This window comes from Alphaproteobacteria bacterium (genome assembly GCA_020638555.1).
In the GTDB taxonomy this organism is placed as follows: Bacteria; Pseudomonadota; Alphaproteobacteria; order Bin95; family Bin95; genus JACKII01.
Genome location: JACKII010000008.1, coordinates 68,500 through 95,046 on the forward strand (window position 1 = coordinate 68,500; position 26,547 = coordinate 95,046).

Annotated in this window: 26 protein-coding genes; 21 read left to right on the forward strand and 5 right to left on the reverse strand. The window is 68.7% G+C overall.

Features of this window, described 5'->3' with window-relative positions; translation table 11 throughout:
• Positions 1-4 precede the first annotated feature (4 nt).
• Genes cobN through cobJ form a run of 5 tightly spaced genes read left to right on the forward strand, consistent with a single transcriptional unit; the run spans position 5 to position 6,501 of the window.
• Complete coding sequence (gene cobN / locus H6844_20380; GenBank protein MCB9931758.1) at positions 5-3,268, forward strand: cobaltochelatase subunit CobN; 3,264 nt, start codon at positions 5-7, stop codon at positions 3,266-3,268.
• Positions 3,249-4,403 (forward strand): cobalamin biosynthesis protein CobG, encoded by a 1,155-nt coding sequence (locus tag H6844_20385; protein MCB9931759.1) that lies wholly within the window; start codon positions 3,249-3,251, stop codon positions 4,401-4,403. The genes cobN and H6844_20385 overlap by 20 nt, the downstream gene beginning before the upstream one ends.
• A complete protein-coding gene (locus H6844_20390; protein ID MCB9931760.1) occupies positions 4,404-5,033 on the forward strand; it encodes a precorrin-8X methylmutase in 630 nt (209 codons plus the stop codon).
• Positions 5,030-5,755 (forward strand): precorrin-2 C(20)-methyltransferase, encoded by a 726-nt coding sequence (locus tag H6844_20395; GenBank protein ID MCB9931761.1) that lies wholly within the window; start codon positions 5,030-5,032, stop codon positions 5,753-5,755. Before H6844_20390 ends, H6844_20395 begins: the two co-directional genes overlap by 4 nt.
• Entirely contained in the window at positions 5,752-6,501 is a 750-nt protein-coding gene (cobJ, locus tag H6844_20400; protein MCB9931762.1) for a precorrin-3B C(17)-methyltransferase, read from the forward strand. The genes H6844_20395 and cobJ overlap by 4 nt, the downstream gene beginning before the upstream one ends.
• An 11-nt stretch (positions 6,502-6,512) precedes the next feature.
• Here cobJ and H6844_20405 read toward each other — a convergent pair whose 3' ends face one another.
• Positions 6,513-7,247 carry a cobalt-precorrin-6A reductase gene (locus H6844_20405; GenBank protein ID MCB9931763.1) on the reverse strand — a complete coding sequence of 245 codons (735 nt, stop codon included), beginning with the start codon at positions 7,245-7,247 and terminating at the stop codon, positions 6,513-6,515.
• On the opposite strand from H6844_20405, the gene cbiE reads away from it, so the two are divergent.
• From cbiE to cobD, 8 genes are all read left to right on the forward strand, one after another.
• Complete coding sequence (gene cbiE, locus H6844_20410) at positions 7,246-8,445, forward strand: precorrin-6y C5,15-methyltransferase (decarboxylating) subunit CbiE (GenBank protein ID MCB9931764.1); 1,200 nt, start codon at positions 7,246-7,248, stop codon at positions 8,443-8,445. The genes H6844_20405 and cbiE overlap by 2 nt on opposite strands.
• Positions 8,442-8,804 carry a cobalamin biosynthesis protein gene (locus H6844_20415; protein ID MCB9931765.1) on the forward strand — a complete coding sequence of 121 codons (363 nt, stop codon included), beginning with the start codon at positions 8,442-8,444 and terminating at the stop codon, positions 8,802-8,804. The genes cbiE and H6844_20415 overlap by 4 nt, the downstream gene beginning before the upstream one ends.
• The gene (gene cobM, locus H6844_20420; GenBank protein ID MCB9931766.1) at positions 8,801-9,586 is read left to right on the forward strand and encodes a precorrin-4 C(11)-methyltransferase; all 786 of its coding nucleotides are present in this window, start codon (positions 8,801-8,803) and stop codon (positions 9,584-9,586) included. The genes H6844_20415 and cobM overlap by 4 nt, the downstream gene beginning before the upstream one ends.
• Positions 9,583-10,899 carry a cobyrinate a,c-diamide synthase gene (locus tag H6844_20425; GenBank protein MCB9931767.1) on the forward strand — a complete coding sequence of 439 codons (1,317 nt, stop codon included), beginning with the start codon at positions 9,583-9,585 and terminating at the stop codon, positions 10,897-10,899. The genes cobM and H6844_20425 overlap by 4 nt, the downstream gene beginning before the upstream one ends.
• 8 nt (positions 10,900-10,907) lie before the next feature.
• On the forward strand, positions 10,908-11,654 hold the full coding sequence (gene cobA, locus H6844_20430) for a uroporphyrinogen-III C-methyltransferase (protein MCB9931768.1): 747 nt from the start codon (positions 10,908-10,910) through the stop codon (positions 11,652-11,654).
• A gap of 187 nt (positions 11,655-11,841) precedes the next feature.
• Positions 11,842-12,600: a precorrin-6A synthase (deacetylating) gene (locus tag H6844_20435; GenBank protein MCB9931769.1), complete on the forward strand. Its 759-nt coding sequence runs from the start codon at positions 11,842-11,844 to the stop codon at positions 12,598-12,600.
• Positions 12,597-13,562: a phosphotransferase gene (locus tag H6844_20440; protein ID MCB9931770.1), complete on the forward strand. Its 966-nt coding sequence runs from the start codon at positions 12,597-12,599 to the stop codon at positions 13,560-13,562. Before H6844_20435 ends, H6844_20440 begins: the two co-directional genes overlap by 4 nt.
• Positions 13,553-14,530, forward strand: coding sequence for a cobalamin biosynthesis protein CobD (gene cobD, locus H6844_20445; protein ID MCB9931771.1), 978 nt, complete (start codon positions 13,553-13,555; stop codon positions 14,528-14,530). The genes H6844_20440 and cobD overlap by 10 nt, the downstream gene beginning before the upstream one ends.
• On the opposite strand, the gene H6844_20450 is transcribed toward cobD, so the two are convergent.
• Positions 14,527-15,114, reverse strand: a complete 588-nt coding sequence (locus H6844_20450) for a histidine phosphatase family protein (protein MCB9931772.1) — start codon at positions 15,112-15,114, stop codon at positions 14,527-14,529. The two genes, cobD and H6844_20450, sit on opposite strands and share 4 nt — an antisense overlap.
• Before the next feature lie 43 nt (positions 15,115-15,157).
• Between H6844_20450 and cobU the strand changes: the two genes are divergently transcribed.
• The 8 genes from cobU (at position 15,158) to H6844_20490 (ending at position 23,219) form a co-directional block, all read left to right on the forward strand.
• Complete coding sequence (cobU, locus tag H6844_20455) at positions 15,158-15,664, forward strand: bifunctional adenosylcobinamide kinase/adenosylcobinamide-phosphate guanylyltransferase (protein MCB9931773.1); 507 nt, start codon at positions 15,158-15,160, stop codon at positions 15,662-15,664.
• Positions 15,583-16,683: a nicotinate-nucleotide--dimethylbenzimidazole phosphoribosyltransferase gene (cobT, locus tag H6844_20460; GenBank protein ID MCB9931774.1), complete on the forward strand. Its 1,101-nt coding sequence runs from the start codon at positions 15,583-15,585 to the stop codon at positions 16,681-16,683. The genes cobU and cobT overlap by 82 nt, the downstream gene beginning before the upstream one ends.
• A complete protein-coding gene (locus tag H6844_20465) occupies positions 16,680-17,447 on the forward strand; it encodes an adenosylcobinamide-GDP ribazoletransferase (GenBank protein ID MCB9931775.1) in 768 nt (255 codons plus the stop codon). Before cobT ends, H6844_20465 begins: the two co-directional genes overlap by 4 nt.
• Positions 17,448-18,104: 657 nt before the next feature.
• Positions 18,105-19,208 carry a TRAP transporter substrate-binding protein DctP gene (dctP, locus tag H6844_20470; protein MCB9931776.1) on the forward strand — a complete coding sequence of 368 codons (1,104 nt, stop codon included), beginning with the start codon at positions 18,105-18,107 and terminating at the stop codon, positions 19,206-19,208.
• A 103-nt stretch (positions 19,209-19,311) separates the two neighbouring features.
• Positions 19,312-19,863, forward strand: a complete 552-nt coding sequence (locus H6844_20475) for a TRAP transporter small permease subunit (GenBank protein MCB9931777.1) — start codon at positions 19,312-19,314, stop codon at positions 19,861-19,863.
• Between the two features lie 5 nt (positions 19,864-19,868).
• Complete coding sequence (locus tag H6844_20480; GenBank protein MCB9931778.1) at positions 19,869-21,182, forward strand: TRAP transporter large permease subunit; 1,314 nt, start codon at positions 19,869-19,871, stop codon at positions 21,180-21,182.
• A gap of 157 nt (positions 21,183-21,339) precedes the next feature.
• Entirely contained in the window at positions 21,340-22,188 is an 849-nt protein-coding gene (locus H6844_20485) for a crotonase/enoyl-CoA hydratase family protein (GenBank protein ID MCB9931779.1), read from the forward strand.
• Positions 22,188-23,219, forward strand: coding sequence for an NADPH:quinone oxidoreductase family protein (locus tag H6844_20490; GenBank protein ID MCB9931780.1), 1,032 nt, complete (start codon positions 22,188-22,190; stop codon positions 23,217-23,219). The genes H6844_20485 and H6844_20490 overlap by 1 nt, the downstream gene beginning before the upstream one ends.
• Positions 23,220-23,258: 39 nt before the next feature.
• Here the strand turns inward: H6844_20490 and H6844_20495 are convergent, their stop codons facing one another.
• From H6844_20495 to H6844_20505, 3 genes are read right to left on the reverse strand one after another with little or no spacing between them, the layout of a single operon-like run.
• Positions 23,259-24,746 carry an ABC transporter permease gene (locus tag H6844_20495; protein ID MCB9931781.1) on the reverse strand — a complete coding sequence of 496 codons (1,488 nt, stop codon included), beginning with the start codon at positions 24,744-24,746 and terminating at the stop codon, positions 23,259-23,261.
• 1 nt (position 24,747) lies between these two features.
• The gene (locus tag H6844_20500; protein MCB9931782.1) at positions 24,748-25,404 is read right to left on the reverse strand and encodes an ATP-binding cassette domain-containing protein; all 657 of its coding nucleotides are present in this window, start codon (positions 25,402-25,404) and stop codon (positions 24,748-24,750) included.
• Positions 25,405-25,414: 10 nt separating this feature from the next.
• Positions 25,415-26,302 carry a putative selenate ABC transporter substrate-binding protein gene (locus tag H6844_20505; GenBank protein MCB9931783.1) on the reverse strand — a complete coding sequence of 296 codons (888 nt, stop codon included), beginning with the start codon at positions 26,300-26,302 and terminating at the stop codon, positions 25,415-25,417.
• Positions 26,303-26,547 lie beyond the last annotated feature (245 nt).

Here is a 26,547-nt window from a genome sequence, read left to right on the forward strand (position 1 = left end):
CGCGATGCACGTCATCTTCCGCGAAAGCCACGGGCTGGAAGAGGTCGCCACGCCGGTCGATCCAGGCCAGGACCCGGCCGATCTGGCGGTATTGTCGTTTTCCGATAGCGACCTGGGGGCATTCGCGGCCGGATGGCATCGGGCCAAGGGAGGGCTTCCCTCGCTTCGGCTCGCCAATCTGGCGGTGTTGAAGCACCCGCTTTCGGTCGATACGTATCTGGAGAACACCCTGGCCCGGGCCAAGGGCATTCTGATCCGGCTGATCGGCGGCCATTCCTATTGGGCCTACGGGCTGGAGCAGGTGCGTATGCTCGCGGTGCGCGAGGGCATTGCGCTGGCCGTGTTGCCGGGCGATGGGCGGGCGGACCCGCAACTCGACGCGGTCTCAACCATACCGGAGAGCACGCTCAACCGGCTTGCCCATTTGTGCGATCTGGGTGGAGCGGTGGCGGCGCAGGCGGCATTGCAGCAATTGGCGCTGGCCGCCGGGCTCTATGCTCCGCCGGTCTGCGGTGTGCGGGAGGTGGCGGCGGTCGGCGGCTGGCGGCCGGGCGAAGGCGTTGTCTGCCCGGCAGCGTTTGCGGCGACCTCGGCGCGGCCGCTCATTCTGCTGACCTTCTACCGGTCCTATCTGACGGCCGCGGACCTGGAGCCGATGGAGGCGCTGGCCGCGGCGTTCGAGGCGCGCGGTTTCGATGTGCTGGGTCTGTTCGCGCCTTCGCTGAAGGAACCGCAGGCGCGCGGATGGCTCGCCCGTTGGGTGGCGAAGCTGGCGCCGGCCGCCATCGTCAACGCCACGGCGTTCTCGGCCCGCGACACGGCCGGCGGTTCGCCCCTGGATGCGGCGGGCGTGCCGGTGTTCCAGATCGCGTTTGCCACCAACGAGCGGTCAAAATGGCAGCGCTCGGACCGCGGCCTCAGCCCCGCCGATCTCGCCATGCACGTCGTGTTGCCGGAGGTGGATGGCCGGCTGTTTGCGGGGGTGGCGAGCTTCAAGGCGTTCGGGAGGCGCGACCCGGACCTGCAATTCGCCCGCGCCGAACACCGGGCGGAGCCGGCGCGGATTGCGGCGATTGCCGAGCGCGTGGCCGGCTGGGTCCGGCTGGCCGAAACGCCGGCGGCGGAGCGGCAACTCGCGCTGGTGCTTTCCACCTATCCGGGCAAGGGCTGGAACATGGCCCATGCGGTCGGCCTGGACCCGCTCGCCTCCGTCGACGCCATCGCCTCCGATCTGGCACAGGCGGGCTACGCGGTATCCGCGGGCGCCGCAGCGGCCCTGCCTCGCCGCCTCCAAACCGAGACCCTGTGCTGGCCGCTGGCGGACTATTGCGCAGCGCTTGCGGCACTTCCGGCGGATTTGCGTGACACCCTCGCCGACATATGGGGGGCGGCCGAGGACGATCCCGCCTGCCGGGACGGAGCCTTCCATTTCGCGGCCCTCCGCACCGGCAACATGCTGATCGCGCTGCAGCCGGAACGCGGGGTGCCCGACCGGCGGGATGACGACTACCACGACCTGCAGCGCTGCCCGCGGCACGCCTATGTCGCCTTCTATCTCTGGCTCCGGGCGCAGGGGCTGCATGCGCTGGTCCATATCGGCGCGCACGGCACGCTGGAATGGCTGCCCGGCAAGGCTGTCGCGCTGTCTCAGGCCTGTTGGCCGGAGGCGCTGATCGGCGCTCTGCCGGTTGTCTATCCTTTCATCGTCAACGATCCGGGCGAGGCGGCGCAAGCCAAGCGGCGGATCGGGGCGGTAACGCTCGGTCATTTTCCGCCGCCGTTGGCCGACGCGACAAGTGGCGCCGGCCTGGCGCGACTGGAAGCGCTGCTCGACGAGTTTTCCAATGCGGACGGGCTGGATCCGGCCCGCAGGGATCGGCTGCAAGACGATATCCGTGGCGAGGCCGCAGCAGTCGGCCTTGAGGCCGAACTGGGGTTGGCGTGTGCCACCTCTCTGGCCGAGGCGGTCACCCGGATCGACCGGTTCGTCTGTGACGTGAAGGCAAGCCGGTTCGGCGAGGGCCTGCATGTCTATGGCGAGGGTGCGCAAGGTGCCGCGGAACGGGCCGGCCTGCGCGCCGCCCTGGACGGCCGGTTCGTGGCGCCGGGTCCCTCCGGCTCGCCGCATCGGGGAAGGCCCGACGTGCTGCCGACCGGCCGCAATCTCTACACGACCGACCCACGGGCGGTGCCGACTCGGGCCGCCCATGCGCGGGGCGTGAAATTGGCCGAGGAACTGATCCGCCGCCACTTGCAGGACCAGGGCGACTGGCCGCGCTCGCTGGTGGTCGACCTGTGGGGCAGCGCCACCATGCGCACCGCCGGCGAGGAATTCGCGATGGCGCTGCACCTGCTGGGTGCGCGCCCGGTCTGGGATGCGGGCTCCGAGAGGGTTTCGGGTGTGGAAATCCTGCCGCTGGCCGAACTCGACCGCCCGCGACTTGACGTGACGCTGCGCGTCTCGGGACTGTTCCGGGACGTGTTCCCGCAACTGTCGCAATTGTTCGGGCAGGCCGTGCGGGCGTTGGGCAACCGCTATGAGACGCTGGAATGGAACCCGTTTGTCTCCGGCGAGCCCGGGGCCCGCGTCTATGGTCCCGCACCCGGGCGGTACGGCTTGGGCATGGAGGGGCTGGCCGAGGACTATTCCGAAGCCGGGCGAATGGCGGCGGGGGAGGCTTGGCTGGCTGCCTCCAGCCATGCGATGGACGCCGGCGAGGTATCCGATCCGGCCGGCATCCGCGCCCGTGTTGCCGGTGCGGAAGCGTTCGTGCACGTGCATGACCTGCCGGAGACAGACCTGCTGCTGGCGGCCGATTACGCCGCTCACCAGGCCGGCTTTGCGGCGGCGCAGGCTCTGACGGGTGGAGAAGCGGCCCTGTATCACCTCGATTCCCGGGAGCCCGCGCGCCCGCGCGCCCGCGCGCTGACCGAGGAGATTGCGCGGACGGTGCGCGCGCGGGCTGCGAACCCGAAATGGGTCGGCGGCATGATGCGACACGGGTTTCGCGGCGGCGCGGAGATCGCGGCCACGCTCGACCATCTTGCGATGTTTGCCCATCTCGCCGGGGCCGTGCCGCCGCAGCTGTTCGATCTCTATTACGATGCGACGCTCGGCCGGTCGGAGGTGCGCGAGTTCCTGGCGCGGGAGAATCCGCAGGCGCTGGCCGCGATGCAGGCGCGGTTCGCTGCCTTGCGCGCGGCTGGGCTGTGGCTGACGCAGCGCAACTCCATTCCGGCCGCGGTGGATGGCGATGCGGCGGGTTGAGGGTTATGCCGTCCGGGGACGATGCCCCGGCGTCTTGCGACCGATGCCATCGGGCGATGGTCTTGTGGTGCGACTGCGCCCCCGGTTGGCGCGGTTTGCGGCCGATAAGGCCCTGGCGCTTTGCGATATCGCAACCGCGCATAGTGACGGACGGATCGCGTTGACCAACCGCGCCAACCTGCAACTGAGGGGCGTGCGGGAGGATCGGTTGCCGGCTCTGCAAGCGGCGCTGGCCGGGCTCGGTCTTCTGGACGCAACGCCGGAGTTGGAAGGGCGCCGCAACATCCTGGTCGCACCGGATTGGCGCGCCGATGACGATACCGTCCGCATTGCGCTGGACCTGATGGCGCGGCTGGCAGACCTGCCGCCGCTGCCGGGCAAGGTCGGCTTCGCCATCGATGCGGGGGCTGCGCCCATCCTCCAGGGCGACCCGGCGGACTTCCGCATCGAACGCGGGGCAGCCGGCGGTTTGATTTTGCGAGCGGACGGCCGCGCCACGGGCTGCGCTCTGGAAATGGGCAGGGAGGCCGACGCGTTGGTGCGGCTCGCCTGGTGGTTCGCGGAGAGTGGCGGCGGCGCGGCTGGCCGCATGGCCCGCCTGGACGCCGCCTTGCCGACATGGGCCGTTTGGAACGAGCCGCCCGCCGCACCGCGCGTACGTCTGCAGCCGGGCCGGCACGGCCGTGATCCGGTGCTGGGCCTGGCGTTCGGGCAGGCGGATAGCCGCGGCCTGGCCCGACTGATCCGCGAGACCCGCGCTAAAGCCCTGCGCGTCACGCCCTGGCGGCTGATCGTGCTGGAAGGCGCACGCACGCTGCCCCGGAGCCTTTCCCCGGATTTCGTCACCGAGCCGGACGCCCCGGTGCTGCGGGCGGCTGCGTGTGCCGGTGCACCATTTTGTCCGCAGGCCAGCGTCGAGACCCGGACGCTGGCCCGACGATTGGCGCCGCGCGTGTCCGGAAGCCTGCATGTTTCCGGCTGCGCCAAGGGCTGTGCCCGACCCGGCTTGGCCGACTGGGTGCTGACGGGGCGGCAAGGGCGCTTCGACCTGGTCCGCGACGGCCGGCCGGGCGATCCGCCGGAGCAGTCGGGGTTGACCGCAGCCGCGATCCTTCACCGTTTCGGAGCGGCCTGAATGCCATACACCTACGAAACCGATGGTCGGGCGATCTACCGCCAGTCCTTCGCCACAATCCGGGCAGAGGCCGATCTGGCTGCGTTCGAGCCCGAGGAAGAGCCGGTTGCCGTGCGCATGATCCACGCCGCCGGCATGGTCGGGCTGGAGGCGCATATCCGCTTTTCGCCGGGCATGATCGCAATCGCCCGTTCCGCGCTGGCGCGGGGTGCGCCGATCCTTTGCGATGCGCGCATGGTCTCGGAAGGGATCACCCGACGCCGCCTGCCGGCGAACAACCCGGTGCTCTGCACCCTGCACGAGCCGCGGGTGCAGGAGCTCGCCCGGCGGATGGGCACAACCCGGTCGGCGGCGGCGTTGGAGCTCTGGCGGCCGCATCTGGCCGGCGCGCTGGTGGCCATCGGCAATGCGCCGACCGCGTTGTTCCACTTGCTGACCATGCTCGAAGACCCCGCATGCCCCAGGCCCGCCGCGGTTGTCGGCTGCCCGGTGGGTTTCGTCGGGGCGGCGGAAAGCAAGGCGGCGCTCTGGGAAGCGCAGCCGGCGCCATGCTGCATTGTCGGGGGCCGATTGGGGGGCAGCGCGATGACGGTCGCCGCCGTCAACGCGATTGCGAGCCGGGAAGAATGAGCATTGGCACCATCCACGGCGTCGGTCTCGGCCCCGGCGCGCCGGACTTGATCAGCGTTCGGGCCGACCGGCTGGTGCGGGCCGCCGGCCATGTGGCCTATTTCCGCAAGGCGGGGCGGGCCGGGCAGGCGCGCCGGATCGTCGAGGGGATGTTGCGGCCGGACGTGGCGGAAATCGCCATGGACTATCCGGTGACCACGGAAATCCCGCTTGGCGATCCGCGCTACAACGATTGCCTGTCCGTGTTTTATGCAGACTGCGTCGCACGACTGCGTGCGCTGACGGAAACCGGTGTCGATGTGGTCGTGTTGTGCGAGGGCGACCCGTTCTTCTACGGCTCCTTCATGCATCTCTACACACGCCTTTCCGGGCGCACGCCGATCAAGGTCGTGCCCGGCATCACCGGTATGTCGGCGGCCTGGACCGCGAGCGGCCAGCCGATCACGTGGGGCGACGACATGCTGTCCGTGCTGCCCGGCACGCTGCCGGAGGAGGTTCTCGCCCGGCGGATTGCGGACAGCGACGCGGTCGTGATCATGAAGGTCGGGCGCAATCTTCCGAAGATCCGGCGGGCGCTGCGGCGGGCCGGGCAGGCGGGGCGGGCCTGGCTGGTCGAATGTGCTGCGATGGCGGAGGAGCGGGTGCTGCCGCTGGCCGAGGCGGCGGACACACCGCCCTACTTCTCCATCGTGCTGGTGCATGGCCAGGGGCGGCGGCCATGAGCGGCTGGGTGGCTGTTGCCGGGCTGGGCCCGGGGGACGAAGCCTTGGTCACGCCCGAGGTGCGCGCCGTGCTGGAGCGGGCGAGCGATGCCGTCGGCTACGGCCCGTATTTGCGCCGGCTGGCGCCGCGCGAGGGATTGCGCCTGCATGCCTCCGACAATCGCGCGGAACTCGACCGTGCGGCTCACGCGCTCGCGATGGCGGCGGAGGGGCGGCGGGTTGTCGTGCTCTCTTCCGGCGATCCGGGCGTGTTCGCCATGGCTGCCGCGCTGTTCGAGGCCCTGGAAACCGGCCCCGCCGCCTGGCGTGGACTCGATATCCGGGTGCTGCCGGGCATCACCGCCATGCTGGCGGCGGCGGCCAAGGCCGGTGCGCCGCTTGGCCATGATTTCTGCGCCATCAACCTCTCCGACAACCTGAAGCCCTGGGCGCTGATCAAGCGGCGGCTGCGGCTGGCGGTGGAGGCGGATTTCGCGATCGCGCTCTACAACCCGCGCTCCCAGGCGCGGCCGGATGGCTTCGTCCGCACCCTGGCGCTGTTGCGAGAGCACTGCGAGCCGGAACGGTGGCTGCTGTTCGCGCGCGCCGTGAGTACGCCGGCCGAAGACCTGCAAACCGTGCCGTTGGCCGAGGCGCGGCCGGAGATGGCGGATATGCGGACATTGGTGATCGTCGGGTCCTCGCGGACGCGGGTTATCGAATGCGGCGCCCAAAACCGGCTCTACACGCCAAGGTGGGCGCAATGACGGCGGCCGGCTCAGTCCACACCGATCCAGGCCAGAACCTCCCGAACCGTGGTGACTTCGGTGCGGGGCGGAAGCGCCGGGCGGTCGATCATCAGCACCGGCAGGCCGAGCGCTCGGGCGGCGGTGATTTTCGAGCGCGCACCGCTGCCGCCGGCATTCTTGGAGACCACCAGACCGATCCGGTGCGACTGCATCAATCGCTGGTCGTCCGCCGCCGTGAATGGGCCGCGGTCGACAACCACCGTGTGATCCGGCACGGGCGGTGGCTCTTGCGGTTCGTCCACGAGCCGCAACAGATAGTGATGCTGCGGCCGGGCGGCGAATGCCGCCAGATGCATGCGCCCGATGGCCAGCATGATCCGCTGTGGCGGGCCGTCGAGGGCGGCGACCGCAGTCGCGACGTCCGGCACGTGAATCCAGCGGTCCCCGGGCGCTGCCGTCCAGGCCGGGCGGGTGAGCGCGATCGGTTTGACGCCGGCGATCCCCGCCGCGAGGAGAGCGTTGCGGCTCATCCGGGCGGCAAATGGATGCGTTGCGTCGATCAAGTGGGTGATGCCGTGCGCCCGAAGCCATTGCGCCAGACCGTCCGGCCCGCCGAAGCCGCCCGTGCGCACGGGGATCGGCTGGGCGCGCGGGCGCTCCACCCGGCCGGCATAGCTGAGCGTTCCGTCCAGCCCATGCTCCGCAACGGCCCGGGCAAGGGCGCTGGCTTCGGTGGTGCCGCCGAGAATCAGGAGGCGGGGAATGGCTGAGGCTCCATGGCTCGCGATCATTGGGTTGGGGGAAGATGGCGCGGAAGGCCTCTTGCCCGCAAGCCGCACGGCTTTGGAGCATGCCGATCTTGTGGCGGGTGCTGCGCGGCACCTTGCGCTTCTGCCCGACCTGCGGGCCGAGCGCATGGAGTGGCCGGTGCCATTTGACGCCGGGATCAAGCGGTTGCTGGCGGCTCGCGGCCGAAAGGTGGTGATGCTTGCCTCCGGCGATCCGTTCTGGTTCGGCGCAGGCTCGGTCCTGGCGCGGCATTTGCGGCCCGGCGAGTGGCGGGCGCTGCCAGGCCCGTCCACCTTTTCGCTTGCGGCGGCTCGGCTCGGCTGGCCGCTGGAGCGGACGGTCTGCCTTGGCCTGCACGCCGCCCCGCTGTCGCGCCTTCGCCCGCATCTTGCGCCGGGCCAACGCCTGATCGTTCTGGTGCGTGATGGTCCGGCCGTGGCGGGTTTGGCGAACTATCTGGCAGGGCTCGGCTTCGGCCGGACCGTGCTGCACGTGCTGGAGGCGCTGGGCGGACCGCGCGAGCGTGTCCGAAAGGTGCCGGCGGCAGCCTTTGGCTTGGGCGATGTCGCCCATCCTGTTGCCGTCGCGCTGGAGGTTGCAGGGGCGGGCGAGGCTCTTCCCTGCGTCAGCGGGCTGGCGGACGACTTCTTTGCGCATGATGGCCAAATCAGCAAGCGACCGGTCCGGGCGCTGGCGCTGTCGGCACTGGCGCCGCGGCCGGGCGAACGGCTGTGGGATATCGGTGCCGGCTCCGGTTCCATCGGGATCGAGTGGCTGCTGGCGCATCCGGCCAACCGCGCGGTGGCGTTCGAGGCCGATGCTGCCAGGGCGAAACGCGCAGCGGCCAACGCCGCGGCGTTGGGGGTCGACCGGCTGGAGGTCGTTGTGGGGACGGCACCGGCATGCCTGGAAGGGCGGAAGCCGCCCGATGCGGTGTTCGTCGGCGGGGGCCTCTCGCAGGGCCTGCTGAACCGGCTGTGGGCGCTGCTGCCGCCCGGCGTGCGGCTCGTGGCGCATGCGGTTACGTTGGAATCCGAGGCCTTGCTGGCGACGAGCCAGAGCGTGCGCGGGGGAAGCCTGCTGCGCCTGGAACTGGCCGAGACGGCCGCGCTCGGCCGCAAGCGCGCCTGGAAATCCGCCTATCCCATCGTGCAATGGAGTGTCGTGCGATGATTTGGGCCGGGTTCGGCTGCACCTCCCGCGCGGAGATCGGAAGCTTTCGGTCCGCGCTGCGCCAGGCCGCCGGCACCGCTGCGGTCGACGGTCTCGCCGGGCTGGCCGGCAGGACGCTCGCACTGTGCGATCTGGCGCGAGAACTGGGATTGCCGCTGGTGATGGTGCCGCCGGAACGGATCGCCGGCCTTGCCACGCCCAGCCGGTCGCAGGCGAGCCTCGATGCCCACGCCACCGGCAGCGTCGCCGAAGCGGTGGCGCTGGCGGCGGCGGGCCCGGGGGCGCGGCTCGTGTTGCCGCGGCTCGTATCCGGGGATCGTCTGGCCACCTGCGCCCTGGCCGAAGGAGCCCCCGTATGACCGTGCATTTCATCGGCGCCGGCCCCGGCGCGCCCGACCTTCTGACCCTGCGCGGGCGCGATCTGATCGCAGCCTCTCCGGTCTGCCTCTATGCCGGCTCGCTGGTGCCGGAGGCGGTGCTGGAGCATTGCCCTGCCGGCGCGCGGATCGTGAACACGGCGCCGCTGTCGCTCGATCGGATCATGGCGGAAATCGCATCGGCCGATGCTGCCGGCCAGGATGTGGCGCGGCTGCATTCCGGCGACCTGTCGGTCTGGTCGGCCATGGGTGAACAGTTGCGCCGCCTGCGGGCGATGGGAATAGCCTACACCGTCACCCCCGGCGTTCCGGCTTTCGCCGCGGCCGCCGCGGCGCTGGGCGCGGAGCTGACGCTGCCGGGCCTCGCGCAGTCGGTCGTGCTGACGCGGACGCCGGGCCGGGCGAGCGCCATGCCCGCGGGCGAGACGTTGGCCAACTTCGCCCGCACCGGCGCCACCCTGGCCATCCATCTCTCGATCCACAATCTGGCGAGAGTGGTCGCGGACCTGTTGCCGGCCTATGGCGCGGACTGTCCGGCCGCGGCGGTCTGGCGGGCCAGCTGGCCGGACGAGCGGATCGTGCATGCGACGCTCGCGACCATTGAGGCAGAGGTGGCCGGCACGATGGAACGCACGGCGCTGATCCTGGTCGGCCCGGTGCTGGCGGGCGAAGGGTTCGCCGAAAGCCGTCTCTATTCCCCGGACTACGACCGCCGGTTCCGGCCAAAATGGGCGGGCGCAACCTATCGGGAGCAGGGCGAATGAGCCCAATGCCGCCCGGACTGCTGATCGCCGCCCCGTCCTCCGGCGCGGGCAAGACCACCCTCATGCTGGGGCTGTTGCGGGCGCTGGCAGACGCGGGGCTCGCCGTGCAGCCCTTCAAGTCGGGGCCGGACTATATCGACCCGGCCTTTCACCGCGCGGCATGCGGGCGAGCCTCGTTCAATCTCGACAGTTGGGCGATGCGGCCCGGCCTGCTCGACGCCATCGCCAGGAGTGCGATCGGCGCCGACATCGCGCTCGCCGAGGGCTCGATGGGGCTGTATGACGGCGTCGCCCGACCCGGCGCATCGGGCAACGGCGCCAGCGCCGACATTGCGCGGCGGATGGGCTGGCCGGTGGTGCTGGTGCTGGATGTCTCCGGCCAGGCGCAATCGGCCGCGGCGGTGGCGCTGGGCTTCAGTCGGTACCGCCGCGATCTGCCCTTTGCCGGCGTGATCCTGAACCGCGTCGCCAGCCCGCGGCACGAGCGACTGGTGCGGCTGGGGATGGAGGCCGCAGGCATCCGGGTGCTGGGGGCCTTGCCCCGGCGGACCGACCTGATCCTGCCGCAACGCCATCTGGGTTTGGTGCAGGCGGCGGAGCGCCCGGATCTGGAGGCCGTGATCGCCAGCTATGCGGCCCACCTGCGTGCGCATGTCAGTCTGGACGAAATCCGGACGGCGGCGCAATCGACCGGGCAGGCACCCGGCCCCGGCGGCTTGCCGCAACCACCGGCGCAGCGCATCGCACTGGCGCAGGACGCCGCCTTTTCCTTTGCCTACCCGCATTTGATCGAGGGGTGGCGGCAAGCGGGGGCCGAACTCCTCTCCTTCTCCCCCCTGGCCGACGAGGCGCCGGATGCGAACGCCGATCTGGTCTGGCTGCCCGGTGGCTATCCGGAATTGCATGCGGGTCGGCTGGCCGCGGCGACGCGGTTCCGGGCCGGGCTGGCACGCCATGCGGAAACCCGGCCGGTGCATGGCGAATGCGGCGGCTACATGGCGCTGGGCGCGGCCCTGGTCGACGCGCAAGGCGAACGGCACGAAATGGCCGGCCTGCTGGGCCTGGTCACGAGCTATGAAAAGCGACGCATGCACCTTGGCTACCGCCAGGCGGAGTTGCTTGCGCCGATGCCGGGGTTTGCGCCGGGCCGCAGGTTGCGCGGGCACGAGTTCCACTATTCCACCATCGTGGAACAACCGGATGCGCCGCTTGCCCACGTCACCGATGCCGATGGCGTCATCGTCGCTGAGACGGGCTCACGGCGGGGACCGGTGACCGGCAGCTTTTTTCACCTGATCGCGGAGGCGGGGTGATGGCGGACATGTCCGTGCCGCCACGCTCCGGCGGCTTTGTTTCCTTCGTCGGCTCCGGGCCGGGAGATCCCGAACTGCTGACCCTAAAAGCCGTGGCACGGCTTCGGGCGGCCGACGCCGTGCTGTTCGATGACCTGTCCGCCGGGGCCATTCTCGGCCATGCGCGGCCCGGAGCGGATCTGGTGGCGGTCGGCAAGCGCGCGGGTCGGGCGTCGCCGAAACAGGACCATGTCAGCCGGCTTCTGGTGGATTATGCCGGCAGCGGCGCGCGGGTGGTGCGGCTGAAATCCGGCGACCCCGGCATTTTCGGCAGGCTGGAAGAGGAGGTGGAGGCGGTGCGCGCTGCGCGGATCGGCTTCGAGATCGTGCCCGGCGTCAGCGCCGCCAGCGCGGCGGCGGCGGCGGCCGGCATTCCCCTCACCCGGCGACTGCTGGCGCGTCGCGTGCAGTTCGTGACCGGCCATGACGTCTCCGGCAGGCTGCCGGAAGACCTGAACCTTGGCGCGCTGGCGGATGCGCGGGCGACGACCATCGTCTTCATGGCGCGGCGAACCTTTCCGAAGCTGGCGGCGCGGCTGATCGCGGCCGGGCTTCCGCCCGATACGCCGGCTCTCTTGGCCGAAAACGTCGGTTGTCCGGAGCAATCCCTGATCCCTGGCACGGTGGCGGGCCTTGGCGATCTGCTGTCGGGCACGGCTTCCGGCGGTCCGGCCCTGGTGCTCTACGGTCCGCTGGCGGAGATGGAGCCATGCTGAGGCCGGGATTCCGCCCAAACGGCCAGGGCGTTTTCCTGCCGGCCGGCGCGGCGCGGCAAGGGCGTGTCGTCGGCGAGACGCGCGCGTGCGTGATCGCTCGCAATGGGCATGCGAGCCTTCTTTCCGATGGCGTGTCAGGGGCGCTGTCGGACCATCTGCCCAGGTCGGGCGCGCATGGGGTGCAAGCATGATCGACCTGCGATTGATCGGCGTGGGCACCGGCAACCCCGAGCACCTGACACTGGCCGCGGTCGAGGCACTGAACGGTGCCGACCTGATCCTGATTCCGCGGAAAGGACCGGAAAAGGCCGATCTGGCCGATCTGCGCCACCGCATTCTGGCCAAGGTGCTAAGTCGGCCGGTGCCGGTGGCGGAGTTCGACATGCCGGTCCGTGCCGACGCGGGCGACTATCTGATGGCGGTCGAGCGCTGGCATGCGGAAATCGCGCGGGCCTGGACCGATGTCCTGAGCCAGCGACTGCCCGATGGCGGGCGGGCCGCGCTCTTGGTCTGGGGCGATCCGTCCCTCTATGACAGCACGCTCAGGATTGCCGGGCGGCTGCAAGCCGATGGGCTGCCGCTCCGCGTCTCGGTTGTGCCGGGAATCACCAGCCTGCAATTGCTGACCGCCGCGCATGCGGTGCCGCTGAACGGGCTGGGGCAGCCGGTTGTCATCACCACCGGGCGCTGGCTGCGCCGCCATGGCTGGCCCGAAGCCGCAGACCGGGTCGCCGTGATGCTGGACGCCGGCGGCGCCTATCGGGTGCTCGACCCGCAGGGCGTGCATATCTGGTGGGGTGCCGCTCTGGGACTGCCGCAGCAAGCGTTGATCGCCGGCCCGCTGGCGGCGGTTGCAGACCGTATCGGGGAGACGCGCGCCCGGCTGCGCGCCGCGCACGGCTGGGTGATGGACATTTACCTTCTCAGCCGGGCCGGGCTGTCATGAGCGAGCGCCTGCTGCGTCCGATCCTTCCCCGCTACGGACTTGCGGCCGAAATGCCGTTGACGCTGGTCAACCGGTCCGAGAACGAGACCTGGTCCGTGGACGGCGGCACGCTGTTCCTGCGTCTGCACCGCGACGGCTATCACAGCCGGAGCGAGATCGCCTCGGAACTGGCCTGGCTATCGGCCTTGCAGGGCCTGCCGGGGTTGAACTGCGTGCGGCCGGTGGCGGATCGGCAGGAGCACCTGATCCAGACGGTCGGCGGCCGGCATGTCGTCGCGTTCGCTCCCGTCGCCGGACGCGAACCAACGCTGCGGGATGATCTCGGATCCTGGTTCGCGCACCTCGGCGCGATCACCGCGCGCTTGCATGCCCACGCTCGCGCGTGGCCGCGCCCGCCCGGCTTCCGGCGGAAGCGCTGGGATGCGGCCGCCGTTCTGGGGCCGTGCGCGCACTGGGGACAGTGGCGGGCGGCCGAGGGTTTGACGGCGGACGGCCGGTCGATCCTGTGCCGGCTGGAGGCGCTGCTCCGGGAGCGGCTCGCGGCCTATGGCACGGGGCCGGAGCGTTTCGGGCTGATTCACGGCGATCTGCGGCTCGCCAACCTGCTGATCGGCGACGACGGCCTGTGGGTGATCGATTTCGACGACTGCGGCTTTGGCTGGTGGATGTACGATTTCGCTGCCGCGGTCTCCTTCATTGAAACCGACCGGCGGTTGCCCGAACTGGCCGCGCGCTGGCTGGAGGGGTATCGGCGCGAACGGCCGCTCGCCCCCGGGGATGCCGCCATGCTGCCGGCCCTGGTCATGCTGCGCCGGCTCCAACTGACCGCATGGCTGGGCACGCGGGCGGATTCGCATACCGCCGCCGATGTCGGAGCGGCGTCCTTTACCGAACACACGGTGGCGCTCGGCCAGCGGTTCCTTGCGTGCGGCGCCTCGCGCTTCTGGGAGGGTTGGACATGATCCTGGCCCTCGCCGCAATGCTGGCCGAACTGGCAACCGGCTATCCACAACGCATCTTCCGCCGGATCGGCCATCCCGTATCCTGGATCGGTGCGGGCATCGCGGCCGCGGACCGGAACTGGAACCGGGAACGCCGCACGCCGGCAGCGCGGTTTGCGGCGGGCGCCCTGCTGGTGGTGCTGCTGCTGGCCGGGTCGGTTGCCATCGGCCTGGCGTTCGAGATGGTTCTGGCGCTATCGGCTTCCGGCACCGTCGCGTTCTTGGCCATTGCCATCGCGATGGGCACCCTGATCGCCCAGCGCAGCCTCCACGACCATGTGCTGGCGGTGGCGGAGGCGATGGAAACGGAGGGGCTGGAAGCCGGACGGCAGGCGCTGTCGCTGGTGGTGGGACGCGATACGCAGGCGCTGGACGGGGCCGGCGTGGTGCGCGCCGCCATCGAAAGCCTGGCCGAGAACTTTTCGGACGGGGTGGTGGCGCCGGTGGTCTGGCTGGCCGTGGCCGGTCCGGCCGGTGCGATTGCCTACAAGGCCGTCAATACCGCGGACAGCATGATCGGCCACCGCACCGCCCGGCACGAGGCATTCGGCAAGGCTGCCGCGCGGCTGGACGACCTGATCAACCTGCCGGCATCCCGTCTTGCCGCGGTGTTGATCGCCCTTGCGGCTCTGGTACAGCCCGGCGCGCGATGCCGGGATGCCATCCGCACGGTGATGCGGGACGCGCGGCAGCATCGCTCCCCCAATGCGGGCTGGCCGGAAGCGGCGGTGGCGGGCGCGCTGGGCATCCGGCTATCCGGCCCCAGGGTCTATGGGGGTGTGCCAAGCTCCGACGCAGCGATCAACGCGGGCGGCCGTGCGAATTTGGTCCCGGCGGATATCCACCGGGCGCTGGCCCTCTATCGCCGGGCCGATGCGTTGCTGATCGGCCTGCTGGCCCTGGGAGCGGTGCTGCAATGGGCGCTTTAAGAGTGCGTCGGACGGTTCACCTGGCGGATGGCCCGGTGCTCGCCGCCAAAACACCGGATTTCCGTCAGCGAGAGGGGAGCGATCTCGAAGGCGAGGCCGGCCGCAACCGACCCGATGGCCAGGGCCAACGCGGCGCGGATGATGCCGGCGTGCGCAATCACCGCGACGCGCCCGCCGGCACCGCCCAGTTCGGTCAGCGCGGGCGCAGCGCGGGCGCACAACGCCGCGAAGCTCTCGCCGCCGGGCGGGACGTGGCGGGCAAGGTCCTCTCGGTTCAGCGGCCCGATATCCGGCAGGTCGCCGAGCGGCATGCCTTCCCAGGCGCCGAAATCCTGCTCCCACAGACGCGGGTCGACGGTTGTGGGCCGATCCGGAAACAGGGCCTCCGCGGTCTGTCGGCAGCGCAATGCCGGGCTGGAGACCACCCGGTCCACCGGCCCGATCACGCGCAGCACCTCTGCAATCGCCGTCGCGCCGGGCAGGGCGGCCGCAACATCGTCCCGGCCATGCAGCCGGGTTCCATCGTCCACCGGAGCGTGGCGGATCAACAGCAACTCGGTGCAGCGCGCCGTGCGGTCCGGCATCCGGGCCTCCTTCCTGAATCCTTCTAGCCTGAGAGCAATCATCATGCCCCATAGTCTCATCACAGGTGGCGCGCATTCGGGCAAGAGCCGGCGTGCCGAATTCCTGGTTCGCAGCCTGCCCGGCCGGCCGATCTACATTGCAACCGCCGAAATCGGGGATGCGGAGATGGCGGCCCGCGTCGCGGAACACCAGGCCCGGCGCGGCCCGGAGTGGGACGAGCATCCCGCTCCACTCGATCTTTGCCCTGCCTTGCAGCAGACGGACGGGCGCGGCCCCCGGCTGGTCGACTGCCTGACCCTCTGGCTCTCGAACCTGTTCGCGGCGGAGCGGGATTGGCAGGCCGCCGCAAAGGATCTGGTCGCCTGTTTGGCACGACAGCAGAGCCCCGTCATCCTGGTGACGAACGAGGTGGGGCTGGGGCTCGTGCCGGAGAGCAGGCTCGGCCGGAATTTCCGTGATGCCCAGGGATGCCTCAACCAAATCGTGGCGGGCGCGGTGGCGCGTGTGGAGCTTGTGGTCGCCGGCATTCCGGTCCGGGTGAAATCGTGAGCGATCGGCTGGATTTCTCGTCCTTTGCGGCCTTGCGGCGAACGCTGGCGCACGGTCTGCCCGGTCCGGACCCAACGATGGCGGCGGCTGCGCGCCGGCGGCAGGACAGTCTGACCAAGCCGCCCGGCAGTCTGGGCGTACTGGAAGAGCTGGCCGTATTCTTGGCCGGCTGGCAGGGGCGGGAGCGTCCCGAAATCGGCCGCGCGCAGGCACTGATCTTTGCCGGCAATCATGGCATCTGCGCGCAGGGCGTGAACCTCTACCCGCAGGCGGTCACCGCCGGGATGGTGGCCAACTTCCAGGCGAGCGGGGCGGCAATCAACCAGCTGTGTCGCGCGGCCGGAGCGGAGCTGACAGTGGTGCCGCTCGCGCTCGACCGGCCGACGTGCGACTTTACCGTCGGCCCCGCCATGACGGAGGCGGAAGTGCTGTGCGCCCTGCGCACGGGCGCCGCCGCGGTGGACCTGCGCGCGGACGTGCTGCTGCTCGGCGAGATGGGCATCGGCAATTCCACCGTGGCCGCCGCCTTGGCCCGCGCGCTGTTCGGCGGACACGCGCTGGACTGGGTCGGCCCCGGCACCGGGGTGGATGGCGATGGTGTATCGCTCAAGGCGCGGGTGATCGAGCAGGGCATGGCGCGCCATGGCGCGGATTTGACCGATGGCCTCGCAATCCTTGCGGCGTTCGGGGGGCGGGAACAGGCGGCGATTTGCGGCGCCATTCTTGCGGCGCGGACCGCCCGGATCCCTGTCATCCTGGACGGCTTCATCTGCACGGCCGCAGCCTGCGTGCTTTCGCATTTTGAGGATGCGCTGGACCATTGCATCGCCGGCCATTGCAGCGCCGAGCCGGGGCACCGCCGCCTGCTGGAGAAGCTGGGGCTGCGGCCCGTGGTAACCCTGGACATGCGGCTTGGCGAAGGCTCCGGCGCTGCGGTTGCGCTGTCCGTTCTGCGCGCAGCCCTGGCTGCACACAACGGCATGGCCACCTTTGCCGAGGCGGGCATCTCCGGGCCATGAAAGGCCGGCGCGGGTTCCTCGCCTGCCGTTGCGATGAGCTGCGGCTGGCCTTTATGCTGCTTTCCCGCCTGCCAATGGGCCGGGTCGCCGCCGCTCCGCCACTGGCGCAGAGTTTCTGGGCTTATCCGCTGGTCGGCGCGGTTATTGGCGGGGCGGCGGGGCTGGTGCTGTGGGGGGCGTTGGCCGTGGGATTGCCGCCGCTGGCCGCTGCTACGGTCGCGCTGGGAGTGTCGCTCCTTCTGACAGGCGCCATGCACGAGGACGGCTTGGCGGATACGGCCGACGGCTTCGGTGGAGGGGACAGCGTCGCCCGAACGTTGGAAATCATGCGCGATAGCAGACTTGGCAGCTATGGCGTGCTTGCGCTCATTACAGTCTGTGGATTGCGGATCGGTCTTTGGGCGGAGTTGGGGGCCGGGATCGATAGTGTCATGATTTTGGCTCTTATCGGTGCGCTAAGCCGGGCGATCTTGCCACCCATGATGCTATGCGTCCCCATGGCTCGCACGGATGGGCTCGGTTATAAGGCCGTTGATGGGGATGGGGCTGGGGGGGCAGTTCTTGGGGGAGTGGCGACAGCGGCGATTTGCGCAACGGTTCTTGAAAATGGAATTGTGATCGTATCTGCGGCTATCGGCGCGGCGTGTTTTATTGGTATTGTGGCGAAACGAAAAATCTCCGGATTGAGCGGAGATGTTTTGGGAACAATTCAAGTTGTTGCGGAAAATGTATCATTAATTGGTGTTTTCATATTTTCCCAATAGCGTCGTCTCCCAATAATCAGAACTGATGCACCCAGTCGCGTATTCCGAGCGTGTTTGGGTGTTTGATCCTATGATTTGATGGTGCGGCCGTGAGGCGCTTTCACTGGCACGAGTTCTTTTCCCGCTGGCTCACCATGCCACCGTCCCTGTCCTCGCGAATGCGGGGACCCATGCCTGAGAGACCAATACAGAGTCCCGTGTCCTGGGAGAAGCGCTCAGGCATGGGCTCCCGCTTGCGCGGGAGATGGGGCGGGAGAGGGGTTCAATCCGTACCGAAAGCGCTCTGGGACAGTCACGATCGACTGCTGATGTTGCCCCCTTATAGCCGGGGCATCTCAGCCGGTTGGCGGGAGCGGATGTATTCGCGCGGCGAGTGCCTGCGCCGTCTCCGAGGGAGGTTTCGCTGCAAGTCTATCTGCCCGGACGGTTCGGACACTCCGGCAGGCGCTGACACCTCGCGGGGGGACAAAAGCGGCAGAAATCCATCACACCCCATTGATCCCACCTCGACTTTCGTGCAAGACAATACGCCATTCGACGGACGGGCTTAAGCGAAGTCCGCACAATACATGCACCTGCCAGGCGAACCCTCGCTTGGCAGTTTCTTTGTGACGCCCACCGTTACGCGAATTCACGAAGATTGATGGAGTTTGGCTCATGAGCCGCAAAGATCCGAAAGACCGCATCGTCCATCGTGTCGGCGGTGTCAACATTCACCGGCGCGACCTGATCAAGGCCGGTGTGACCGGCGCCTCCCTGGCGGCGGTGGCCGGCCTGCCGGCGCAGGCCCAGGCGCAATCGCCGGAATTCCGGTTCCGCATGCAGTCCTTCCTCGGGCCGGGCACCATCGAGTGGGAACAACTCGTGCCCCGCTTCATCAAGCGCGTGTCCGAGATGTCGAATGGCCGTATTCAGATCCAGGCCTTCCCGCCGGGTGCGCTGGTGCCGACGTTTGAAATGCTGGACGCCGTCGGCAAGGGCGTGGTCGAGATCGGCTATGGCGCTCAGGTCTACTGGCGCGGCAAGATTCCGTTCACGCTCTGGACCTGGGGCATTCCGTTCGCCTTCAAGACGCTCGACCACTACGATTATCTGTGGAACGAGACCGAACTGCTGGACGTGGTCCGCGGCGCGTTTGCCAAGTACAACGTGCACTTCCTGGGCGGCATCTACTCGGATGAGTGGGGCGCCACCATGTCCCGCAACGAACTCACCCGCCTCTCCGATTTCGAGGGCGTCAAGATCCGCAGCTTTGGCCTTGGCGCGGAAATCTGGAAAGCCAACGGTGCCAGCATCGTCACCATCCCCGGCGAAGAACAGTACACGGCCATGTCGACCGGCGTCATCGACGCGTCGAACTGGGGTTCGCCCTATGGCTTCGTCGCGGTGAAACTGCATGAGGTTGCCAAGTATTATCTCGGCCCGTCGCTGATCAACTTCGACATGGAAGACATGTTCATGAACATGCGGGCCTTCAACAGCCTGCCGGCGGACCTGCAGGCGGTCATGAACCTGGCGACCCGTGTCTATGCCTTCGAGCGCGCCTCGACCTCGACCTATGCCAGCGCCCTGGCGGTGAAGCAGATGAAGGACGCCGGCGTGAAGTTCAACGCCCTGCCGCAGGAAGACCTGCAGGCGGCCCGCAAGATCTCGGCGGAAGCGCTGGAGCGCATGGCCGGCAAGGACGAGGATACGCAGCGCGTGCTGAAGATCATCTTCGACACGCGGGATACGCTCGCTTCCCGGCCCGATAACATCTAACCACTCCAGCCGCACCAAGCGGGGCTGAACGCCACTGGTCGGGCCGCATCCGGTGAGGATGCGGCCCGATTGAGTGATGCTGCGGCCCTTATGGGAATCTGTCATGTCCGTGCTTCGCACCGTCGTCCGGGCGGTTGACGCTTTGAACGGCGTCACCGGGCGAGTCGTCGCCGTCTCGCTGCTCCTCCTCATCGCTCTCGTGGTTTACGAAGTCACGTTGCGCTACGTCTTCCGCGCGCCGACCACTTGGGGCAATGAACTGATTTCGTTCATTTTCGCGGCCTATATCATGCTCGGCGGCGGGTATACCCTGCTGCATCGCGATCATGTGGCCATGGACATCATCTATGCGCGGCTTCGCCCGCGCGCCCAGGCCATCATCGACATTCTGACGGCCGGCTTCGTCATTCTCTACTGTGCGGTCCTGCTGCAACAAACGGGGATTATGGCAATCGAAGCGCTGGAGACCGGCCAGCGTGCCGCATCGGATTGGAACCCGCCCTTGTTCCCCGTGCTGGTGTCATTGCCCATCGGCGCGGCGCTGATCCTGCTCCAGGCCATCGCGAAGCTGATTCGCGATCTGCACATGGCATTCACCGGGGCGGAGATCGCACCCGACCCCGCCATTCCGCATGCTCCCGACATGGGGGAATAACGACGATGAGCATTGAACTGATCACTATGCTTCTGTTCGGGTCGTTCCTGGTGCTCATGGTGGCCGGTGTGCCGCTGGTGTTCGCCCTGGGCAGTTCGGCCGTCGTCGGAACCTATTTTCTCTGGGGGCCGCAGGCGCTGTATGCGATCGGCATCCGCACCTTCAGCTCGTCGACCAGCTTTGTGCTGCTGGCCATTCCCATGTTCATTTTCATGGGCAACATCCTGGAGCGTTCGGGCATCGCCGCCGACCTCTATGCCATGATGCAAAAATGGCTGGGCGGATTGAACGGCGGCCTGGCGGTGGGCACGATCTTCGTTTGCACCATCTTTGCCGCGCTTGTCGGCGTCAGCGGTGCTGCCACGGTCACCATGGCCCTCGTCGCGCTGCCGTCCATGCTGCACTACAAGTATCAGAAGGGCATCAGCCTGGGCTCGATTGCCGGTGGCGGGGCGCTCGGCGTGTTGATCCCGCCAAGCGTGCTGATGATCGTGCTCGGCCTTTACACCAATACCTCGGTCGGCATGCTGTTTATCGGCGGCATTACGGCGGGCCTGGTCATCGTCACGCTCTTTGTCGCCTATATTCTGATCGCCTGCGCCCTGAACCCGGCGCTCGGGCCGGCCGTTCCGGTTGAGGAACGGGCCAGTTGGGGGGAAAAGCTGCGGGCTCTGCGCTCGGTCATTCTGCCGATCCTGCTCATTGCCGGCGTGCTGGGCAGCATTATCGGCGGAGCGGCCACGCCGAGCGAAGCCGCGGGCCTCGGTGCCCTGGGTTCGATGATCTGCGCGTTGGTCTATGGCAAGCTGACCTGGAAGGCGGTCTACGAGTCCTGCACGATCACGCTCCGGCTGAGCTGCATGGTGATGTGGATCGTCTTTGCCGCGGCCATCTTCACCTCGCTGTACGCTGCGGTCGGTGCCGATGCGCTGGTCAAGGAAGCGCTGTCGATTTTGCCGGGCGGCAAATGGGGCGTCGTCATCGGCATGCAGATCATCTGGATCGTCATGGGCTGTTTCCTCGATCCGATCGGCATCATGATCCTCACGGCCCCCTTGTTCTTCCCGATCGTCGTCGGCCTGGGCTTCGACCCCGTCTGGTTCGGCGTGCTGTTCGTGGTCAACATGGAGATGGCATTCCTGACGCCGCCGTTCGGTTTCAACCTGTTCTATCTTCGCAGCGTCGCGCCTCCCGGGGTGACGATGACGGACATCTACAAGTCGATCACACCGTTCGTGCTGTTGCAGGCGGTGGCCCTGGGCATGATGATGATTTTTCCCGAACTCATCACCTGGCTGCCGAACCAGCTGCTGCGCTAACGGCTGACCGGCAGAAGCGGAGGACTGCCCTGCGGGCTGCCGGAACATCCGGCAGCCCGCATCGTCTCGTCGAGCGTTGGCGGCGGGCGATGCGGCGGACGACAGTTTCTTTGCCACCCCGAACCCCCATGCTAAAGCTGCCGGACCTTTGAGCTGCATGCCCTCCGGGGAATCCGAGGCGGCTCAACCCGCACCGCCTCTGCCGGAGCTTGGAGAAGATACCGTGACCTATGATACCGGCACGCCGAAACTGTCCTTCGAAGTGGACGGTCCTGTCGCGGTCGTTGCCATCTGCCGACCGGAGGTGCGCAACGCGCTCGATAACGAGACGGCGGACGCGCTGACCGCGGCGCTCCGTACGTTCGACGCGGACGATGCCCTGCGGGTTTGCGTCCTGACCGGCTCGGGCGGCTCCTTCTGCGCCGGCGCCGACCTGAAGGCCCTGTCCGCCGGGCAGGACTATCGGCCCTGGGCCGGCGATCCGGACGGCCCCTGCCATGACGTGCTGTCGAAACCGGTGATCGCGGCCGTGGCCGGCTTCGCCTGTGCGGGCGGGCTCGGCCTTGCGCTTCGCTGCGATCTGCGCGTGGCGGAAGAAACCGCGACCTTCGCGGTTCTCTCGCGCCGGTGGGGCGTTCCGATGAGCGACGGAACCACCGTCCGCCTGCCACGGCTGGTCGGCGCGGGGCGGGCGCTGGACATGCTGTTGACCGCCCGCAAGGTGACCGGAGCCGAGGCGCTGGCCATGGGGCTTGCCGACCGGCTCGTTCCGGAAGGACAGGCCTTGCCGGCGGCGATGGCCCTTGCCCAGGAAATTGCGGCCTTCCCGCAAATCGCCCTGCGCTCGGATCGCCTGTCAACGTTGCGGCAATGGGACCTGTCGCTGCCGGAAGCCTTCGCGCAGGAAATGGAACTGGCGGCGGAGGCACGCCGGGTGGAGGCCCGTTCGGGAGCGGCGCGATTTGCCGCCGGGGCCGGGCGCCATGGCGCCAAGGCGGACGCCTGATGCGCGCCGTCATTGCTCACGATCTGAGCGGCATTGATGGCCTTCGGCTGGAGACCGTGCCTTCCCCCGTCCTGCGCCCGGGCGGCGTGCGGATTGCGGTCCGCGCCGCGGGTGTCAGCTTCGCAAACCTGCTGGTGATCGAGGGGCGTCACCAGAACCGCGCCGAGCCTCCTTTCACGCCCGGAACGGAAGTCGCGGGCGTGGTGACCGAACTCGCCCCCGACGCCGGCGGGGGCCTGAAACTCGGCGACAGGGTCTGCGCCGGGCTGCCGTCCGGCGGCTTCGCCGAGGAGGTCGTCGCAACCGACGACAATGTCTTCCCCATTCCCGATCGTCTGGGCTTCCCCGCCGCCACCCTGTTTCCGACGATCTATGCCACGGCCTTTTGTGGCCTTGTCTGGCGCGCGGCACTGGCGCCCGGCGAGACCCTGCTCGTGCACGGCGCGGCGGGCGCCAGCGGTCTGGCCGCCGTGGAGATCGGCAAGGCCCTCGGCGCGACGGTGATCGCCACGGCGGGCGGCGAGGCCAAAGGCGCGGCCGCGTGCGCTCACGGCGCGACGCATGTGATCGACCACCGACGGGACGATGTGCGCGCCGCCGTGCTCGATCTGACGGGAGGGCGCGGGGCGGATGTGGTCTTCGACCCCGTCGGCGGGGACTTGTTCGATGCCTCGTTGCGCTGCATCGCCCCGCTGGGACGGCTTCTGACCATCGGCTACGCTTCGGGGCGCATACCCTCGATCCCGGCCAATCTGCTGCTGGTCAAGAACATCTCGGCAATCGGCCTCTACTGGGGGTTCTACATGGCTTGGGGCAAGACGCAGGCGTCGCCGGCGCTGCGGGCGAAAGTGCGGGGGATGTTCGGGGACATGTTCCAATTGTTCGAAAAGGGCCTGCTGCGGCCCGAGGTCGACCGCGAATTGCCACTGGCCTCGTTTGCCGAGGGATTGCGACGCGTCCAGGACCGCGGCGTGATCGGGAAGATCGTCCTGCTTCCGGACGGCGATGGCGCATCGGCCCGGGCCGGGTGACTCTGGTCAAGCGAACCCGGACCTTGCCGGCCCGGCGCTTCACTGCACCGCAATGCGCGTCGTCAGTCGCAGATACCGGCGCAACCGGCGCGAGGTGGCATCCAGGCCGATATTCAGCACGGCCGTCGCTGCGATCAGGAGCAGCGCCCGGTCATAGCGGATTTCGGCAAAGGCGCTGTCCACATAGAAGCCCAACGTGCCGACGCCAAGAAACCCCAGGATCGCCGTCTCGCGCATGATCACCTCCCAGCGGTAGAGCAGGAAGGCCATCGCCTGGCGGTAGACGCGCGGGGCGGCCTCCCAGAAATAGCGGTCCATGCCGTGCGGCGCATCGGGACGCAGCCGCATCCCCGTTGTGAAACGGCCCATCAAATGGCCGATGATCGCCCCGTTGTGCAGGCTGAGCGCCAGGATCGCCGGCAACATGGACGGCCCCCAAAGCTGCAACAGGACATAGGCCAGCACGTATTCGGGCGTGGAGCGGATCAGAACCAGGAACACATGGCCCACGCCGCGGCCCAGCCTGCCGAAGAACAACGGCGACACCAGCGGAAACCACAGAAACGCGAGCAGCCCGGTCAGCACCAGGGCGATGACGGAAAGTTGGAGGCTCGCCACGGCGCCGGGCAGCACCTGGTCCCGAACCATCATGCCGAGCCAGCCGCCGAAGGCGTCCAACCCCTCGCCGGCACGGAGCGGATAGGGGACGATGTCGTGCGTGAGGAACCGCCAGGCATTCGTGCCGATCGCCGTCCGGTCCCAGGGCAGGATCAGCGCGGCGGCGACAAGATAGCCGGGGATCAGCCAGCCGCGCGCCCAAACCCGGATGCTCGCGATCAGCAGGTAGAAGACGATCAGCAGTGCCCAGACCTGGGCATACTCGCCCTCGCCGAATGCCGTCTCCAGATGGAAACCCAGGGTCGGCAGGCCGAGAAAGCCCAGAATGGCGCTGCTTCTGAGGGCGCATTCCAGGCGGTAGAGCGAGTAGGTCTTGAAATGCGGCCAGGCCTCGGGCAGGCGCACGAACAGGAACAGAGACACCCGTCCCGCGCCCGCGGGCGCCGCACGCATCGGCCCCGGGTCCTGTTCCTCCAGGATTTCGGCATAGACCTTGGCGAACACGCCCGCATAGGGAATGGCGATGGCCAGCAGCCCGGTCAGAGGCGACAGCCCGAACAGTTGCAGGAAGATCAGCGCCCAAAACAGTTCGTGCACCGCGCGGATGACCGCGGCGAACACCCGGACGGCGCGCAGGTGAAAGACCAGCGCCAGCCCGAACCCGGCCGCGTTTGCGGCCGCCACTCCCAGCAGCGCAAACGCGGCCGTGAGCGCCACCGCCCCCAACAGATCCTCCGTCCCGAAAAAGTCCGGCGGGAACAGCCCCCCCGCGAGCCGCGCCATCTCCGCCCAGGGATCGACGGCCGCGATCTCGATATCGGCAAAGGCGAGCGCCACCGCCGCGGCCGCCAGGGCCCCCAGGACGACGCGGCCGAACGGTTGCGACCAGGGCGCGGGCCGCGCGGGCATTTCAGCGTTCATAGACGGGGTCGAGGTCCGCCGGCGTCAGGCTCCGGCTCGGTGCGTCCAGCCAGATCCGCCCATGCCTCAGGCCGATGACGCGGTCGGTGAATTCCAGTGCCAATGTGCGGTCGTGCAGGGCGAGCACGGTCGTGCGGTAACCCGAGAGCAGTGCCGCCAGCACATCCCGGGACTGGTGCTCATCGACCGCGGAGACCGGTTCGTCCGCCAGCAGCACGTCCGCGGCGCGGTAGAGGGCGCGACCGACCGTGGCGCGCTGCATTTGCCCGCCCGAAAGCTCGCCCGCGCGCCGGAACAACAGGTCGTCCAGTCCGAGCGGCCGGAGCGTGCGCGCGACGTCCTCGATGTCGCGGCGGGCGGGACGGACCAGCGTGCGCAGGTTGCGGAGCCAGTTCTGGCGATCCAGCCGGCCCATATAGACGTTGTGAAACACGCTCAGGCTCGGCACCAGGCCGAAATCCTGCGGCGCGAGGGCGGCTGCGGCCCCGGCCTTCTCGTACAGGAGGCGCAGCAGGGTGGATTTTCCCGCCCCGCTCGTGCCGACCAGAGCGATATGCTCCCCTTCGCGCACGTCCAGGGACAGCCCGCGCAATACCGGCTCGGCGCCATAGCCGGCCGTCACGTCCGTTAGGCGGATCAGTACCATGGTGCGGCGATCAATTTTCGATCAGGCCGATGGCCTTTCCGGTCGTCTCGATCGGCGCGTAGTCGGCATTGCTGGCCGGCACGAAGCTCTTGCGCGGGAAGGCGGCCAGCAGGTCGGGGTCATGCATGTCGAGCAATGCCGTCCGCACCCTTTGCCGGAAGCCCTCGCCGAAGCGCCGGTCCACGTCGCCGCGGATGGTCCATTGATAGTCGGGGTAGGCCGGCGTCTTCCAGATGACGCGAACCTTGGCGGGGTCGATCCTGCCGTCCGCCAGCTCGTCCTCCCACACCTTGTAGTTCACCGCGCCGGTCTGATAGGCGCCGCTCTGCACCAGGGCGATGGTCTTGGAGTGGTCGCCGCTGAAGCCGACGCGGGCGAACACGTCCGCCGGCGCCTTGCCGAACCGCTGGCGGATATAGAATTCCGGCATCAGCCGGCCGGAGGTCGAGCCCTTGGAGCCGAAGGTGAAGGTCTTGCCCGCCAGCGCATCCGGCAGCCGGTCGCCTGCCGTCAGGCCCGTCGCCGTATTGGCGATGAAATAGGAGACGAAGAACTGGTCCTCATAGCCCTGGGCGATGGCCTCTGCGTCCGGAACGCGCGACCGGGCCTGCACGCCGGAGAGGCCGCCGAACCACGCCAACTGCACCTGGTCGTTGACGAAAGCGGTTACGGCGGCGGCATAGGATTTGACCGGCACGTATGCGACGGGAACGCCGAGCGCCTTTTCCAGATAGACCGCGATCTTGCCGAACCGCTCGCGCAGGCGCGACTCGTCCTGGTCGGGAATGGCCGTGAAGGTGAGGGTGGGGGAGGCTGCCAAGACCGCGCCCGTGTTCATGACGGCGCCGCAGACCAGCAGCACGGCCAGAACGATGGACGCGCCCGGCACGGAGCGCATGGATCCAACGAACATGGGACAACCTTGTGATTTGATTTCCGCAAGGGGAGCCGAAGCCTGAACGCGCGCAGCGGGAATTGCAAGCGCTTCCTGGCACGGGGAAACCCGTCCCTCCCGGCCGTGGCTCGGGCGGCCCGGTAAAGAAAGACCCCGTCGGCCGCCCGGCCCAAACGCAAAAGCCCGGTGGCAGGGGGCCTGCCACCGGGAAGTTTATGCGCTGTATGGGCTAACACAGCACGGTATTT

Excerpts from the sequence above, each read along its gene's own strand:
- cobN (MCB9931758.1), top strand. The coding sequence starts at position 5 with ATGCACGTCATCTTCCGCGAAAGCCACGGGCTGGAAGAGGTCGCCACG.
- cobM (MCB9931766.1), top strand. The coding sequence starts at position 8,801 with ATGACCGTGCATTTCATCGGCGCCGGCCCCGGCGCGCCCGACCTTCTG.
- H6844_20395 (MCB9931761.1), top strand. The coding sequence starts at position 5,030 with ATGAGCATTGGCACCATCCACGGCGTCGGTCTCGGCCCCGGCGCGCCG.
- dctP (MCB9931776.1), top strand. The coding sequence starts at position 18,105 with ATGAGCCGCAAAGATCCGAAAGACCGCATCGTCCATCGTGTCGGCGGT.
- H6844_20425 (MCB9931767.1), top strand. The coding sequence starts at position 9,583 with ATGAGCCCAATGCCGCCCGGACTGCTGATCGCCGCCCCGTCCTCCGGC.
- H6844_20500 (MCB9931782.1), bottom strand. The coding sequence starts at position 25,404 with ATGGTACTGATCCGCCTAACGGACGTGACGGCCGGCTATGGCGCCGAG.
- H6844_20485 (MCB9931779.1), top strand. The coding sequence starts at position 21,340 with ATGCCCTCCGGGGAATCCGAGGCGGCTCAACCCGCACCGCCTCTGCCG.
- H6844_20435 (MCB9931769.1), top strand. The coding sequence starts at position 11,842 with ATGATCGACCTGCGATTGATCGGCGTGGGCACCGGCAACCCCGAGCAC.
- H6844_20390 (MCB9931760.1), top strand. The coding sequence starts at position 4,404 with ATGCCATACACCTACGAAACCGATGGTCGGGCGATCTACCGCCAGTCC.
- H6844_20490 (MCB9931780.1), top strand. The coding sequence starts at position 22,188 with ATGCGCGCCGTCATTGCTCACGATCTGAGCGGCATTGATGGCCTTCGG.
- cbiE (MCB9931764.1), top strand. The coding sequence starts at position 7,246 with ATGGCTGAGGCTCCATGGCTCGCGATCATTGGGTTGGGGGAAGATGGC.
- H6844_20475 (MCB9931777.1), top strand. The coding sequence starts at position 19,312 with ATGTCCGTGCTTCGCACCGTCGTCCGGGCGGTTGACGCTTTGAACGGC.
- H6844_20415 (MCB9931765.1), top strand. The coding sequence starts at position 8,442 with ATGATTTGGGCCGGGTTCGGCTGCACCTCCCGCGCGGAGATCGGAAGC.
- cobT (MCB9931774.1), top strand. The coding sequence starts at position 15,583 with ATGCCTCAACCAAATCGTGGCGGGCGCGGTGGCGCGTGTGGAGCTTGT.
- H6844_20385 (MCB9931759.1), top strand. The coding sequence starts at position 3,249 with ATGGCGATGCGGCGGGTTGAGGGTTATGCCGTCCGGGGACGATGCCCC.
- H6844_20505 (MCB9931783.1), bottom strand. The coding sequence starts at position 26,302 with ATGCGCTCCGTGCCGGGCGCGTCCATCGTTCTGGCCGTGCTGCTGGTC.
- cobJ (MCB9931762.1), top strand. The coding sequence starts at position 5,752 with ATGAGCGGCTGGGTGGCTGTTGCCGGGCTGGGCCCGGGGGACGAAGCC.
- H6844_20480 (MCB9931778.1), top strand. The coding sequence starts at position 19,869 with ATGAGCATTGAACTGATCACTATGCTTCTGTTCGGGTCGTTCCTGGTG.
- cobU (MCB9931773.1), top strand. The coding sequence starts at position 15,158 with ATGCCCCATAGTCTCATCACAGGTGGCGCGCATTCGGGCAAGAGCCGG.
- H6844_20465 (MCB9931775.1), top strand. The coding sequence starts at position 16,680 with ATGAAAGGCCGGCGCGGGTTCCTCGCCTGCCGTTGCGATGAGCTGCGG.
- H6844_20440 (MCB9931770.1), top strand. The coding sequence starts at position 12,597 with ATGAGCGAGCGCCTGCTGCGTCCGATCCTTCCCCGCTACGGACTTGCG.
- H6844_20495 (MCB9931781.1), bottom strand. The coding sequence starts at position 24,746 with ATGCCCGCGCGGCCCGCGCCCTGGTCGCAACCGTTCGGCCGCGTCGTC.
- H6844_20450 (MCB9931772.1), bottom strand. The coding sequence starts at position 15,114 with ATGCCGGACCGCACGGCGCGCTGCACCGAGTTGCTGTTGATCCGCCAC.
- cobA (MCB9931768.1), top strand. The coding sequence starts at position 10,908 with ATGTCCGTGCCGCCACGCTCCGGCGGCTTTGTTTCCTTCGTCGGCTCC.